Below are 14,718 nucleotides of genomic sequence, written 5' to 3' on the forward strand. Positions count from 1 at the left end.
GCACAAAAATAGCACCTGCTGCCTTCCTTTCCGAAGGCAGCAGGTGCTATTTGTTTACCCTCCCAGTCATCGCTACGCGATGCCAGCTCCCCCGAGAGGGGGAGCTTTTCAGCAGTTACCGGTCAGCTGCAATAGAGCTCTCCCTTCGGGAGAGCTGGCGCGAATGCGCCTGAGAGGGTTTTCTTTTTTCTTTATTCCTCCACCGGTTCCAGCTTCAGGCCGAACAGCTTTTCCGAGAGGGACGGCAGCAGCTGCTGCACCGCGCGGACATAGGCCATCACCCACGGGTCCTCGCGCTTTTGTCCCAGCACGACGCCGAACCGGTGTCCCCTGCCCCAGTCCAGTACCCGCACAAAACTGAGGTCCGGCCTGCGGTAATAGACCGCCGGGACCATCTTGAGCGCAGGATCCCCATAGGATGCGCTGCGGATGCCGCCCACCGGCGTAAAATTCACTCCGCGCTCCAGCCCCTCCTGCAGCAGGCTGGTCTCGTAGACGGTCTGGTACATCTCTTTGACGGGCAGCCAGCGGTATTGCAGCGCCTGCTCCAGACTCAGCCTGCCCACCGGCATATCGGCGGGCGGGTGGATGGGAATGCACAGCTCCGGCACATAAAGCAGCGGGATGAAAGTGAACCCCTGCGCGTAAAATTCCGCACTTTCCAACTGGAAAGAAAGGTCCGCGTCCCCTTTTTTCAGGCTGCGCCAGACCTCGCTGCGACTGGCGCACTGCATCATAATAGACGTGTATTGCAGACACAGCTCGTTCGTCAGAGAAAACAGGTCGTACCCGAACATCCGCATCGCCTCATGGCTCCATGCAATGACCAGATGCCGTTCCGGCGGATTTTCCTGCTGCTGTACCGCACGGGCATGGCGCACTGCCTCCTGATACAAGGCCGTCAACTGCTTTGCCTTGGGGTAAAAGTCCCGGCCTGCCGGGGTCAGGATCACCCGGCGCGGTACATGCTGAAACAGTTCAAACTGCAATTGCCCTTCCAGCGTGCGGATCTGCTGCGAAAGCGCCGACTGCGAAAGATACAGTGCCTCTGCTGCTGCCGAAAAACTGTCCATCTCTACGATCTTCACAAATCCTTCCAGTGCACTCTGGTTCATCTGCGCATCCTCGCTTTCTTACATTAGGATTTCATAAATTATAATATAACATAATTGAATTGTAAAGTGCGTCACTCTACGCTACAATTGTTAAAGATTCAGCAAAGTGGTTTTTACCCTGCTGCACGATAAGAAGAGAAAAGAGAAAGAGAGCGTACCTATGAACAAGATTTCCCGCAAGGGCTTTCTGAAGATCGCCGCTGCCGCCGCCATGAGCGGTGTCACTGCCGGCGCACTGGCTGCCTGCAATTCCGCCTCCGGCTCCACTGCCTCCGGTGCTGCCGGTCAGTACATCCCCGGCACCTACGAGGGCACCGCCGAGGGCATCTCCTCCACCGTCAAGGTCACCATGACCTTCTCTGACAGCACTGTCACCGACGTGGTGGTGGACACCTCCGGCGAGACCGCTTCTTTCGGCGCTGCCGCTGCCGATGAGCTGCGTGAGCAGCTGATGGCTGCCGGTTCTGCCGAGATCGACGGCGTTTCCGGCTCTACCATCACCTCCGATGCCGTGATGAAGGCTGCCAAGAGCTGCTACGCACAGGCAAAGGGTGAGGCCGTGGTGTCCAGCGTGCAGCTGCCCACAGGCGACGCAAACGACTGGCTGGGCAAAGAGCCTGATATCGACGAGACTGCCATCACTGAGACCGTGGACACCGACATTCTCATTGTGGGTGCAGGCAACGGCGGTATGTTCGCTGCCGCCTATGCTGCTGCCAACGGCCTGAACTTCCGTGTTATCGAGCAGAACGCCAACGTGCAGGACACCCGTCACTGGTACGGCGCTGTTGATTCTGCTGCCGCTAAGGAGGCTGGCGAACCCGCCACCGATAAGGCAAAGCTGCTGAGCGAGATCTCCCGCTACGCCTCCGGCAAGTGCGATCAGCGCGTTGTCAAGACCTGGATCAACGAGTCTGCCGCCATGCACGACTTCATGCGCAGCATTCTGGAAGATAAGTACGGCTGGGTATGCGATTTCACCTCCGGCAGCGAGGCTGCATGGCCTGCAGAGAATGCCGAGCACAACACCGACTACCTCTACCCTGTGCAGGAGCACAACTACATGGCCAGCGAGAGCGCATCCGGCCTGCCCCGTAATGAGCTGCTGCTGCAGTACATTCAGGAGCTGGGCTACGATGTGGACTTCAAGACCAGTCTGGCCAAGCTGGAAAAGAACAGCGAGGGCCGCATTACCGGCATCATCGCCCAGAGCACCGAGGATGACCACTTTATCCGCTACAACGCCAACAAGGGCGTGCTGCTGGCCTGCGGCGGTTTCCCCGGCAACCCCTACATGATGGAGCAGCTGGACCCGCTTGGCACCAGCGTGACCACCGCCTGCTCCTACTCCCCCGCCGACAAGGGCTACGGCATCCGCGCTGCTGTATGGGCCGGTGCTAATCTGGACAAGGAAGCCGCTCCCATGCTGTTTGACCGCGGCGTTGTTGCCCCCGGCGTGGATGGCGGCTATGTGGATAGCGACACTGCCTTTGGCGGCAAGGCCTTCCCCGGCAAGATCCGCCAGTACAACCCCGGTACCCAGCCCTTCCTGAAGGTGAACCGCAACGGCGAGCGCTTTGCCAACGAGAGCTGCCCCTACAACGATATCGTCTACGCTGCCGCCCACCAGCCGGGCCGCGTCTACGCACAGATCTGCGATGCCAACATTCTGGAGGACGCAAAACGTTTCCACACCATCGGCTGCTCTGCCCAGACCCGCAACGGCGGCGAGAAGTACATTCAGGGTAAGATGGACGAGGCTATTGAGGCCGGGGCATTGTTCAAGTGCGATACGCTGGACGAGCTGGCTGACAAGATGGGCTTTACCGGTGCTGCCAAGGACACCTTCCTTGCTACCGTGGAGCGCTACAATGAGCTGTACGACAAGCAGAACGATGAGGATTTCGGCAAGCCCGCTTACCGCCTGAGTGCCATCCGCACCGCGCCCTTCTATGGCTGCTGGCTGGGTGCCTCTCTGCTGACCACCGAGCAGGGCATTGCCATCAACGAAAAGGGTCAGGCGCTGGACAACAACAATCAGCCCATGGAGGGCCTGTATATCACCGGTGATATGTCCGGCAGCTTCTTTGCCAACAACTACCCCTGCCTGATGGCCGGTGTAGCCATGGGCCGCACCCTGACCTTCGCCATGAAGGCCGTCAAGCAGATGGCTGGTCTGGATAACGCCTGATCCAGCGCGGTTTTCCGGCACAACTTAAGCGTTTTTCCATTTCTTCTTTCTTCATAAAGAGAGGCGGTCCCTGTTTGGGGCCGCCTCTCTTTGCCATTTTTTCGCCACGTGCCCCCTACACAAATCCCCACGATTGTGCTATGATAAAGCTGAACAGCCGGTTTGTGCCAGACAACCGGCAAAATCGAGGTGTTTGTACAAATGTCTGATCTCCTTGAAACTCTGCAGCAGGAAGGGGTAGACCCCGCTCTGCTGGAAGCAGTCCAACAGTACCGCACTGCCCATGCCCTGCCGGACGCACTGCGCCCGCGCATCCCTTCCCCTGCCTTTACCTACTATGGCAAACAGGTGTGGGAGCAGGCGCTGGCGGCGCTGCTCTGCGGCGAAAACCTGCTGCTGGCAGGCGGAAAAGCCACCGGCAAAAACGTGCTGGCCGAGAACCTTGCCGCCGCCTTTGGCCGTCCTGCGTGGGACATCTCCTTCCATGTGAACATGGATGCGGCGTCCCTCATCGGCATGGACACTTTTGCGGACGGTCAGGTGGTGTTCCGGCCCGGCCCGGTATACCGCTGCGCCCAGTGCGGCGGCTTTGGTGTGCTGGATGAGATCAACATGGCCAAAAACGAAGCGCTGGCCGTGCTGCACGCGGTGCTGGATTTCCGCCGCGCCATCGATGTGCCCGGCTACGACCGCATCCCGCTGGCGGAGGAGACCCGCTTTATTGCCACCATGAACTACGGCTATGCCGGCACTCGTGAGCTGAACGAGGCCCTCACCTCCCGTTTCGTGGTCATCCAGATGCCCACCATTACGCAGGACGATCTGGAAAAGCTGCTGCGGACGCAGTTCCCCGATCTTGCTTCCAAGTATGTGCGCCAGTTTGCACTGTTGTTCCTTGACCTGCAGAAAAAGTGCGACAGTGCGGAAATTTCCACCAAGGCGCTGGATCTGCGCGGTATGCTGGATGCCCTGCGGCTGATCCGGCGCGGCATCCCGGCAGGCGCGGCACTGGATATGGGCATCACCAACAAAGCCTTTGACTCCTATGAGCAGGGCCTGATCCGTGATGTGATCGCAGCGCGCATTCCGGCCAAGCTGGATGCCGCCAAGCTCTTTGGCTGATGGACGCCCAGAGTTACACCGCGCAGGAGCGGCGTGCGGCCAATCAGGTCTGGGCTGCTGCAGGAGCCTATGGCTTTGAGCCGCTGTTTCTGGCCCGCTATACCGACGGCACCACCGATTTTTACATGAACACGGTCGTGGGCCTCATCCACAAATATTACGGTGACGCGCTGATCCGCAGCGTCTTTGACGCATGGGACGGTGATCTGCGGCAGACGATGCTGGACGACATGACATGGCTGTATCTGGAAAACGCCGCCTATCGGCTGGAGCTGCCCCGCCGCCCGGTTCTGGAAGCGCTGCGCCATGCCCATGCAGATTACTTTTTTGCGATTCAATACAAGCTCTCCCGTCAGGAGTGGATGGCAAAAAATCAGCTGGTCTACACCATGCAGGCCGCACGCTGGCGGCGTGTGCTGGGCCGCACCGACCCGGTGATGACCCCTTACGAGTCCGGCCTTGCCGCCGCGCTGGCCCCGGAGCATGTGCCGGAGCCGGAACAGCTGAAAGCCGAAATTTTATCGATCTACGCAAAATTCAACCTGTTCGACGGCACTGTGCACCAGAGAGCAGCTTTGCATCTGCATCTGGACGGCCTGCTGGCAAAGCTTGCCACCAAAGCCATGCCCACCCAGATGATCAAGACCGACCGCGTGACCGTGGAGCACTCAAGCTCCGTGGATGCTGTGGGCGGCGGGCTGGCGGTGGACAAGCGCCGGGCCCACATCACCCTGAAGCAGAATGCCGCGCAGGACAGAGCCTACATCGAAAGCTGCTTCGGCCGCTCTCTCTACCCGCCGGAACGGCTGCGCAAGGCTGAGCAGGAGCTTTGCGTGGGCGACCATCTGGGGTGCCATTTGTGGTTCAGCGCCGGTGTGCCAAGCCCGGAGCAGGCTCCCACACCGGAAGCAAAGCATCTGGCTGAACAGGCTGAGCTGCAGGCCGACCGCAACCGCGCTTATTACGCCAAAAATCGGGAACTGCACCGCAGTGTGGTGCTGCGGCTTACCGAGCAGATCCGCAACTGCATCCTTGTGCACCAGCAGCCCAACGCCCGTGTTGCCCGCAGCGGCAACCTGAACGCTGGGCGCATCTGGCGCGCACCACTTTTGAACGATGACCGGGTGTTTTTGTGTGCCGAGGAAGAGAACCAGCCCTCTTTTACGGTAGACCTTTTATTGGACGCATCCGCTTCCCGCCTGCACTGTCAGGAAGTGATCGCGGCTCAAGGATCCATTTTGGCCCAGAGCCTTGCGGCCTGCGGTATCCCGGTGCGGGTGTCCAGCTTCAGCAGCCTGCGGGGCTACACCGTACTGCGGGTGCTCAAAGGTTTTGCAGACAAAAACCTGCAAAACATCAACCGATATTTTGCTTCCGGCTGGAACCGTGACGGCCTTGCCCTGCGGGCCGCAGGCGACCTTTTGCAGTATGCGCCCGGTCCTGCGCCGCGGCATCTGCTCATCGTGCTGACGGACGCTTCGCCCAACGACAGCCGCCGCATCCCGCCCAGTGCAGAAAACCCGCTGGGCTGCGGTTACGAGGACGCTGCCGGTGTGGCTGACACTGCCGCGCAGGTGCGTGCGCTGCAGCGCATGGGCATCCGGGTGTCGGCTGTGTTCATGGGTGAGGACAGCTCTGCCGGTGCCGCTGCACAGATCTACGGCAAAAACATGGCCCGTATCCGCGGCATGGACCAACTGGCCCGCGCGGCCGGGCGGCTGATCCAGAACGAGATCCGTGAACTGGGCGATTGAACCATATTTTACCAGAACAGCCCACAGATGGGAGGCTTTGGCCTTGCCGTCTGTGGGCTGTTTTTGATACAGAACACAACTGATTCACTCTTGCAACAACCATGTTTCGGGTCACTGTTGCAGGATGCGCGGAAATATTTTGTTTTTCTGCAAACTTATAGTTGTTTTTTGTTGTGAAGTATGCTATACTATGTTCAGTCAATAAAACATTCCTGCGTAAGCCGCCTGTTGTGCACCGGGTCGTTTGGCGCAGTGCCCATCCGTTATACAACGAACTGCTGTGTTATAGTTTCAGGAGGGAACCGATCATGGATGCCAACCGTTATTTTGATGCCATGCACAACGCTATGTCAGCTCAGCACCCCGGTGCGCAGCTGCTTTTAACGGTAAAGCTGCAGGACACCTGCGGCAACGATGCCTGCCTGGAGCTGAAGCAGCTGCCCGGTGAGAGCACCTCCATTCTGTGCTACTCCACCATGGGTCGCCGCTGCCTGAACTTCCAGCTGTTCCGCAAGGGCTGGCAGCTGTGCCACAACGCCGATGGCCAGCTGGTGGGCCGCTTCCCTTCCAGCGCCGACGGCCTGATCGACGAGACCGATTTCCGCGCCTACTGCCGTGAGGACAGGCTGGAGATGGCCCGCACCCAGCGCATCACCGCCGAGCTTCGCCAGTGCGCCGGTATCGATTATCGGGGCAGCATCCCGCAGAACGCCCGCACCGGTGCCGTTATTACCGTGGAGAGCTTTGTAGGGGCCGGTGCTCGCTGGACCTACTGGAGTCAGGATGTTCTGCCCAGCCTGCCGCTGGGTGCCATCCTCTACTGGCTGGCGGATCATCTGGCCGGTGCCGAGCGCCGCACCCTGCAGGCCGACCCGCAGGCAGCCCGCCTTGCCGCCCAGTGGCTGGCCGGTGATACAGCCGTATTCTTCCATCCGTCGGTGCCGATGACCGCCATGAATACGGTCTCTTCCGGCTCTGCGCCCGCACGCCGCCGCACCACTGTGCCCGCTGCCCGCAACAAGAGCTGGCAAAGCATCATGGCCGTGATGGCAGGCATGTGAACGAAAAAGCAAGGAAAGACCGATCGTCTCTCCTTGCTTTTTCGGTATTATTCGAGGTACGGGTCCAGCAGGGCATCCACCGTTTTGTTCCGCTTGGGGTTCGGCTTTTTGATCACATGGCCGCGGCAGACCACCAGTTCCAGATGCTGCAGCGCACGCAGGTCGTCCAGTGGGTTGTACTTTGTCACAATAAAATCTGCGCTCTTGCCCGGCTCAATGGAACCGGTCACGTCTCCTACTCCGGCCAGCTGAGCATTGCGCAGGGTGGCCGTGTACAGGGCGAACTGGTTGCTTACACCGCAGTATTTGTGGAAGTAGCACAGCTCCCGCCAGAAATCGTACTGGGTGATGTAGGGGCAGCCCACGTCATTGCCCAAGGCCACCGGGATGCCGTTGGCAAGGGCGGTCTTTGCGCTTTCCACCACACCGTCAAACACGATCTTGCCGTTATACTGGTCCTTTTCCGATGCACCGGAAACCGCCGTATCAAACAGTGCGTAGGGCAGCGCCGGGGAGATAGTGGTGCACACAAAGGCTCCCCGCTCCTTGTATAGCCGGATGGTCTCATCATCCATCTTTGCGCCGTGCTCAATGGAATCCACGCCGTTTTCCAGCGCCACCTTTACGCCCTCTGGCGACTCGGTGTGTGCCGCCACGGTATAGCCCAGCTTGTGGGCCTCGTCGCAGACGGCTTTGACCATTTCCGGCTTCATCTTCAGCTCGCCGGGGGTTCCCTTTTCCGTAGCATCCAGCACACCGCCGGTGATCATCAGCTTGACAAGATCCACCTTCTGGCCGCTGGCCTTTCTGAGCTGAGCAAGTGCTTCGGCATTGTTATGGGCTGCCACCGCCACCGAGCCTGCCATATGTCCGCCCGGCACCGAAATGCCTTCGTTGGCAGCAAGGATGCGCGGTGCCAGCAGCTTGCCAGCTGCAGCATCATCACGGCAGCGGGTGTCAAAATCTGCAATGCCGCCCACGGTGCGGATGGTAGTCACGCCACCCAGCAGTTCCATCTTCGCGTAGCTGCATACCAGCCTGTAGGCCACCGCACGGGTCAGGCCATTGCTCAGAATTTTGCGCACCAGCGCAGCATTGTCCCGCGGCTTTGCGCTGGGTTTGCCGTTGCCTGCCAGATGCACATGCAGGTTGATCAGGCCCGGGCACAGATAGCCTCCGTGCAGATCGATCACCTCATAACCGTCCAGATCCACGCCCTCGTCGGCAATGGCAGTGATCTTATCATCCTCGGTCAGCAGGATCTTGTGCGCTTCCGGTTGCATCTGCTCGGTGCCATCCAGCAGGATCCCGTTCGTATAGGCACGTTTCATTGGGAACATCCTCTCTTTTTCAGATTTTTCGGACAGGAGTTGTTTTATTCCAGTATAGCACGTTCCGGCAGATGGTGCAATGCAAAAACGGGCAGGAAAGGTTCAGCCCTCTCCTGCCCGCTCGGTGTTTTTATTTACTGTGCGGCTGCGCTGGAAGCTGCTTCGGAAGCAGCAGCCTCAGAAGATGCGGCTTCCGAAGAAGCAGCTTCGCTGGATGCGGCATCTGCGCCGCCGGTCACGCCGCCCTCAACGACCAGCTCATCCTCATAGTCAAGGCCGTAGGTATCCACCAGAGTCTCCTCATAGTCCTTGTGGAAGAAGTTCTCCTCGCCCAGAGCCTTGATCTCCTCGTTCAGCCAATCCAGAACGGTGGTGTTGCCCTGGCTCACTGCGGGAGCAATGGTGTCCTGACTGCCCAGAGAGGGAATGCCGACCGTGTAGCCGGTGTTCTGCTTTGCAAATGCAATGACCTCGGTGTTATCGTTGGCCCATGCCACGCCGTTGCCGTTCTCCAGTGCATTCTTGGCCGTTGCATAGGAATCGTACTTCTGCAGCGGAATGTCGGGGTACTCCTTGGTCAGGTAGGTCTCGGCGGTGGTGCCGGAAATGACGATCATCTGGTCGTCAGCGTTCCAGTTGTCCAGAGTGGTGATAACGTTGCTGTCCGGAGAAATGACACCCAGAGCCACGTTCATGTAAGGCAGAGCAAAGTCCACTTCCTCTGCGCGCTCCGGGGTCACGGTGAAGTTTGCCAGGATCACATCCGCCTTGCCGGTCTGCAGGTACTCGATGCGGTTGGCAGCCTCGGTGGAAACGAAGTTGATCTCTACGCCCAGATCCTCGCCCAGACGGCGTGCAAAGTAGACATCATAGCCCTGATATTCGCCGTTCTCGTCCACATAGCCGAACGGGTTCTTATCGGAGAACACGCCGATGTTGATGGTGCCGGACTCCTTGATCTGATCCAGAGTGCGGTAGACCACGCTGCTGCCGGATGCTGCAGTTGCAGTAGAAGCAGAAGAAGAGCCGCCGCATGCGGTCAGAACAGCGGCAGCGGAAACTGCGCCCAGACCCAGCAGGAAGGAACGACGAGAAATCTTAGACTGTTTCATAATGATTACTCCTTTACAAAATCTTTCCCATTTGGCTGCGGAACACCCGCAGCCTTTATCTTGATCTGTGACTCATTTCACAGCATCAAACGTGAAGGTGCGCAGGAAGCGTTGCGCGCGCTCGGTCTTGGGCCGGTCAAAGAACTCGGCCGGTGCAGCTTCTTCCACGATCTTGCCGCCATCCAGAAAGATGACACGGTTGGCAATGGCACGGGCAAACTGCATTTCGTGGGTGACGATGATCATGGTCTTGCCCTGCTTGGCAAGGTCCAGCATAACGTCCAGCACCTCGCGCACCATTTCCGGATCAAGGGCAGCGGTCACTTCGTCAAACAGAAGGATCTCCGGGTGCATACACAGTGCGCGTACGATGGCAACGCGCTGCTTCTGGCCGCCGGAAAGCTCCCGCGGGTAGCTGTTTTTCTTGACAAGCAGGCCCACACGGTCCAGCAGAGCTTCGGCCTCCTGCTGCACTTCCGCTTTGGGGCGCTTCTGCACCTTGGTGGGTGCCAGAAGCACATTGTCCAGCACCGTCATGTGCGGGAACAGCTCGTAGCTCTGGAACACCATGCCGATGCGCTGGCGCAGCTGAGTCAGATTTTTACCGCCGTAGGCAACGGTCTCATTGCCCAGCCGCACCCGGCCGCTCTGGGTGGGCTCCAGACCATTCAGACAGCGCAGCAGGGTGCTTTTGCCGCAGCCCGAAGGGCCGACCACCACGATGACCTCGCCGGGCTTGACAGCAAAGCTGATATCATCCAGCACGGGGGTCTCGCCATAGGCCTTGATCAGATGTTCAACAGTCAAAATAGGTTCTGCCATGTACGGTCACTTCCATTTCTTTTCGAGATAGGATGCCAGCAGACTGATGGGCCAGCATACGAAGAAATATAACACGAAAACCGTGAGATAAATGCCAAACGCTGCGTTGGGGCTGGCGGTGCGGTTGGCCTCGATGATCTGTTGTGCTACCTTGATCACTTCCACCACACCGATCATCAGCACAAGGCTGGTGGTCTTGATCATGCGGGTAATCAGGTTGATGGACAGCGGGATCAGGCGGCGCACCGTCTGCGGAATGATGATGTACCAGTAGGTCTGCGCACGGCTCATGCCAAGGGCCTCGGCGCTCTCATACTGGTGCTTCGGAATGGCGATCAGCGCACCGCGCACAAGGTCGCTCATTTCTGCGGTGCCCCACAGCACAAACACGATGATGGATGCCGTCTCGCCGGAAAGGTTCCACCCAAAGGCACGGGTGGTGCCGAAGTAAACGAGGAACAGCAGCACCATCTGCGGCATGATGCGGACGAACTCCAGATAAAGCCGCAGAACCGCCTTGATAACGGGGTTGCGGGAGGTCATGAGCACGCCCAGCAGGATGCCCAGCGGCAGGCTGATGATCACCGAGACGGCGCTGATCTTGAGTGCAACGCCAAGGCCGCCCAGCAGGCGGGCCATGTTTTTGCCCTTGAACAGGACATCAAGACCCAAATCCAGCATAGCGCAGCCTCCTTTCGATCAGGCTGCCCACAATGGACACCGGCAGCAGAATGATAAGGTAGAACACCACCAGCAGGAACAGACATTCGATGGTTTTGGAGTACATGCCGATGAGATCCTTTGCCGTGAACATCAGGTCCATCAGGCTGATGGCGCTGAACACGCTGGTCTCCTTGAGCAGGAAGATCACATTTGCCATGAAAGCCGGCATACTGGTGGACATGGCCTGCGGCAGAATGATGTAGCGCATGGTCTGCCAGCGGTTCATGCCAAGGCTGTAGGCACTCTCGGTCTGGATGGGCTCAATGGCTTCCAGACCGCTGCGGAACGCTTCGGCCATGTAGCTTCCGCCCAGAAACGCCAGACCGGCAATGCCGCAGATCTCGGCATTGGTGCGGATGCCCACCTTGGGCAGGCCATAATAAATGAAGAACAGCTGCACCAGCAGCGGTGTGTTGCGGGACAGCTGGATGTAAACACCCACGATCTGCCGCAGAACGGGCACCTTGTCATACTGGATCACTGCGCAGGCAAGGCCAATGATGATGGCAAAAATGATGCCTGCAACGCCCAGCCGCACGGTAAGTACAGCGGCCTTCTGGTAGAGCGGCAAATATTGCTGGATCGCATTCCAGTCCATTGCCGGATTCCTCCCTTGTATCCTGATTTGCGGGTCAAAACAAAACGCCCGGAAGCTCCCTCTTCAAGTAAGCTCCCAGGCGGTCAGCGACAGATCCTTCTGCGTGTTCCCACACAGAATATGCAGATATGCTCACACGGCATACCATACTGCAGGGCGGCCGGTCCGGGAAACGTTTGCGGTACAACAACACATTGCGCAACAACACATCATAGCCGTTTCCTCCCTGAATGATCTCAATTTTCGGATTTGCTCGACCCGATGCACGTAGTTTACACCCTATTACCCATTATGTCAATATGATTATGGGACTTCTTTCGATTCTTTGCTCATTCAGCCTAAAATCATATCATTCTATATGTAAATTTTATTCATTTTTCAACTTGACCGTATGCGTCGTGCGGACAGCAAAAAGCCCTCCCGTCGGGGGAGGGCCGGATAAAGATTTTTTAGGAAAGTTTAAGAAACAGCCGGTTTTGCTTTCTGCTGCCATATGCTCCCCTCCTGCCTTTTCTTTTATAAATAAGTATCATGATTTCCCGGGAAAAGTGCAGCCAAAAGGCACCGGCTTGTGCAAAAAAGCCGGTGCCTTGGGGCAGGAATATTTTACAGGTTCAGCAGCACATTGGCCCGGAAAACGTTGCCGCCCGTTTCCACCGTCAGATTGCCGTGATACCTGTGCACGGCAGTTTCGACGGAAACAAGGCCGATGCCCTGTCCGTCATGCTTGGTAGAGTGCAGAACGCCGCCCTGCTTTTTCAGCACGCCGTCATAGCGGTTCTCCACCATCAGGCCCATCATGGCCGGGCTGAGCATCCGGGCCAGCACCTTGATCTGCCGTTCTTCCGGCGGCAGCTTCTGGCTGGCATGGAGCGCATTTTCCAGCAGGTTGCCAAGAATGGTGCACAGGTCGGCCTCCGGCAGGGGCAGGAGCTTGGGCAGTTCCAGCTTCCATTCGATCTGGATGCCCTGTTTCCGGGCCTCGTAGTCGTAGTGGCCGGCAAGCGCATCCACCGCAGCGTTGACGCACAAGGTGGGTCTGGCATCGCTGAGTTCGCTCTCGTACTGGCTCAGGTAGCTTTTCAGTTCATCCAGCCGCCCGGCCTCGGTCAGGCCGGAGATCACATGCAGGTGCTGGCGGAAATCGTGCCGCAGGTGGCGGGTCTGTTCCAGATAGCTGCGCAGCTCCATATAGCGGCGGGACTCCACGGCCAGCAGCTGGTTTTCGCGGTCCAGCTGGGAGCTGCGGGCATACTCCTTTGCCACGCGGTACATCTCGTACAGCAGCAGAAAGATGCCCAGCAGCGAGATGCTCACTGCCAGCACCGCGATGATGCGGATGCGGTTCATCAGGATGACGCCGATCTCCTTCGGCATACAGAACACCAGAAACGCCGCGTATAGTGCCGGCAGCGGCCATGCCGACTCCCAGAAGGCTTCGCCGTGGTACTCCTGCAGCAGCCACCGGCTCCAGCGCACTGCCGTAAAACGGAAGATGGCGCTGAGTATCACCGAGAGGGTCAGGCAGATGACCGAGGTGCTGGGCAGAAACACCGGCTGTGCATTGTCCAGCTCAGCTTCCGCGTTCAGCACAATGGCAAGCAGGGTGCACACAGACATCATCACTGCCGACACGGAGAACAGAAACATGGTCTGGCTGATCGATACTTCCCGGTCGGTGCGCCAGCGCAGCAGCCAGAAGCTGATGATGAGCAGCGGGATGAGCAGGAAATTCGTTTCCATGTCCAGCATGCAGCACACCGCTGCGCCAGCCAGACCCATCAGTGTGATCGCCGACGCACCGATGGCATAGGTTTTACGCGGTGCACGCAAGTGCTCCTGCAGCGAGGCAAGGCAGAGGTATTCTGCCGGATACATCATTGCAAATTCCAGAAAAAAACGTCCAAACAATGCAAAATTCACAAGCGCTCTCCTTTCCGGGTCAGAATTCCCGCTGCATACCACGGAACTGGTACTGCGTAAATTGGGCAAGCAGGCTGTTTTTGTCCTTCTGCCGCACCGGCAGATGGGTCCCATCCAGCATTTCAATGCAGTCACCCTCAAACCGCAGCACCTTGGACATGTTGATGATCACGCCGCGGTTGCACACCAGAAATTCCGGCTGGGTCTGAAGCTGTTCCTGCACCTGTGCAAAATTTGCCGTGGCCCGGCACTCGCCGTCATCCGTGACCACACGCACATAATGGTTCTGTGCCGTAGCATAGTAGATCTTGGTCAGCGGCAGCCGCACGATCTGCCGGGCAATGCGCACCTCCAGCTCCGGCTGCTGGCGGCACAGCACCCGCCGCAGCTCCCCTGCCAGCTGCTCAAACTTTTCTTCCTTATAAGGCTTGAGCAGATAATCGAATGGATGTACCGGAAAGGCATCCCACACGTACTCTGGCGAGGATGTCACAAACACGATCAGCAGGTCCGGGTCGGCCGCACGCAGCCGCTGCGCCGTCTCAATGCCATTGGTGCCCTCCATGCAGATGTCCAGAAACACCACCTGATACCCTTCGCGCCAGCCGGCCCGCAAAAATTCATCTCCGCTGGCAAAACAGCTGCAGGATATGTTCTCATTTTCAAATGCCTTTTTCAGCAGCTGTTTCAACCGTTCGGCATCCGGCTTGCTGTCTTCCACGATCGCCGTCTGCAGGTTCATTGCTGCACCCCCTGTTCCTTCTGCTTCCCTGTTTTTTATATTATAGCACAAGTTCCGCCTTCCGTGGTCTGCCATTCGCGCACAAAACAGCCCGTTTCGCGCAGGTTGCGGCAGTGGGCAGAAATTTTTTTGTGTTTTCCTGCTGCAATGCAAAACAAAAAAGGCACCACACAATGTGTGATGCCTTTCTGATCTGGTGGAGAATACCGGGATCGAACCGGAGA

Annotated in this window: 13 protein-coding genes; 4 read left to right on the forward strand and 9 right to left on the reverse strand. The window is 58.2% G+C overall.

Annotated features, from left to right (window positions below; genetic code table 11):
* Nucleotides 1-191: 191 nt before the first annotated feature.
* The gene (locus tag GKG34_RS04220) at nt 192-1,115 is read right to left on the reverse strand and encodes a LysR family transcriptional regulator (protein WP_005945754.1); all 924 of its coding nucleotides are present in this window, start codon (nt 1,113-1,115) and stop codon (nt 192-194) included.
* Nucleotides 1,116-1,275: 160 nt separating this feature from the next.
* Here GKG34_RS04220 and GKG34_RS04225 point away from each other — a divergent pair, with 160 nt between their 5' ends.
* The 4 genes from GKG34_RS04225 (at nt 1,276) to GKG34_RS04240 (ending at nt 7,243) form a co-directional block, all read left to right on the forward strand.
* On the forward strand, nt 1,276-3,306 hold the full coding sequence (locus GKG34_RS04225; RefSeq protein WP_044954203.1) for an FAD-binding protein: 2,031 nt from the start codon (nt 1,276-1,278) through the stop codon (nt 3,304-3,306).
* A 201-nt stretch (nt 3,307-3,507) separates the two neighbouring features.
* Nucleotides 3,508-4,428, forward strand: coding sequence for a MoxR family ATPase (locus GKG34_RS04230; RefSeq protein ID WP_005945749.1), 921 nt, complete (start codon nt 3,508-3,510; stop codon nt 4,426-4,428).
* Nucleotides 4,428-6,182 carry a hypothetical protein gene (locus tag GKG34_RS04235; protein ID WP_005945746.1) on the forward strand — a complete coding sequence of 585 codons (1,755 nt, stop codon included), beginning with the start codon at nt 4,428-4,430 and terminating at the stop codon, nt 6,180-6,182. The genes GKG34_RS04230 and GKG34_RS04235 overlap by 1 nt, the downstream gene beginning before the upstream one ends.
* A gap of 308 nt (nt 6,183-6,490) precedes the next feature.
* The gene (locus GKG34_RS04240) at nt 6,491-7,243 is read left to right on the forward strand and encodes a hypothetical protein (protein ID WP_005945740.1); all 753 of its coding nucleotides are present in this window, start codon (nt 6,491-6,493) and stop codon (nt 7,241-7,243) included.
* Nucleotides 7,244-7,290: 47 nt separating this feature from the next.
* Here GKG34_RS04240 and GKG34_RS04245 read toward each other — a convergent pair whose 3' ends face one another.
* The 8 genes from GKG34_RS04245 to GKG34_RS04275 form a co-directional block, all read right to left on the reverse strand.
* Nucleotides 7,291-8,574, reverse strand: a complete 1,284-nt coding sequence (locus GKG34_RS04245) for an amidohydrolase family protein (protein ID WP_044954202.1) — start codon at nt 8,572-8,574, stop codon at nt 7,291-7,293.
* Nucleotides 8,575-8,708: 134 nt separating this feature from the next.
* Nucleotides 8,709-9,686, reverse strand: coding sequence for a substrate-binding domain-containing protein (locus tag GKG34_RS04250; RefSeq protein ID WP_082210876.1), 978 nt, complete (start codon nt 9,684-9,686; stop codon nt 8,709-8,711).
* A gap of 72 nt (nt 9,687-9,758) precedes the next feature.
* Nucleotides 9,759-10,508 (reverse strand): amino acid ABC transporter ATP-binding protein, encoded by a 750-nt coding sequence (locus tag GKG34_RS04255; protein WP_154255659.1) that lies wholly within the window; start codon nt 10,506-10,508, stop codon nt 9,759-9,761.
* A 6-nt stretch (nt 10,509-10,514) separates the two neighbouring features.
* Nucleotides 10,515-11,189 (reverse strand): amino acid ABC transporter permease, encoded by a 675-nt coding sequence (locus GKG34_RS04260; protein ID WP_005945729.1) that lies wholly within the window; start codon nt 11,187-11,189, stop codon nt 10,515-10,517.
* Complete coding sequence (locus GKG34_RS04265) at nt 11,170-11,829, reverse strand: amino acid ABC transporter permease (protein WP_005945726.1); 660 nt, start codon at nt 11,827-11,829, stop codon at nt 11,170-11,172. Before GKG34_RS04265 ends, GKG34_RS04260 begins: the two co-directional genes overlap by 20 nt.
* 367 nt (nt 11,830-12,196) lie before the next feature.
* Nucleotides 12,197-12,322: a hypothetical protein gene (locus GKG34_RS16030; protein ID WP_279235762.1), complete on the reverse strand. Its 126-nt coding sequence runs from the start codon at nt 12,320-12,322 to the stop codon at nt 12,197-12,199.
* Between the two features lie 113 nt (nt 12,323-12,435).
* The gene (locus GKG34_RS04270) at nt 12,436-13,752 is read right to left on the reverse strand and encodes a GHKL domain-containing protein (RefSeq protein WP_242961887.1); all 1,317 of its coding nucleotides are present in this window, start codon (nt 13,750-13,752) and stop codon (nt 12,436-12,438) included.
* A gap of 19 nt (nt 13,753-13,771) precedes the next feature.
* Entirely contained in the window at nt 13,772-14,494 is a 723-nt protein-coding gene (locus GKG34_RS04275; protein WP_173012943.1) for a LytTR family DNA-binding domain-containing protein, read from the reverse strand.
* Nucleotides 14,495-14,718 lie beyond the last annotated feature (224 nt).

Source organism: Faecalibacterium sp. BIOML-A4 (assembly GCF_009679665.1).
GTDB lineage: Bacteria > Bacillota > Clostridia > Oscillospirales > Ruminococcaceae > Faecalibacterium > Faecalibacterium taiwanense.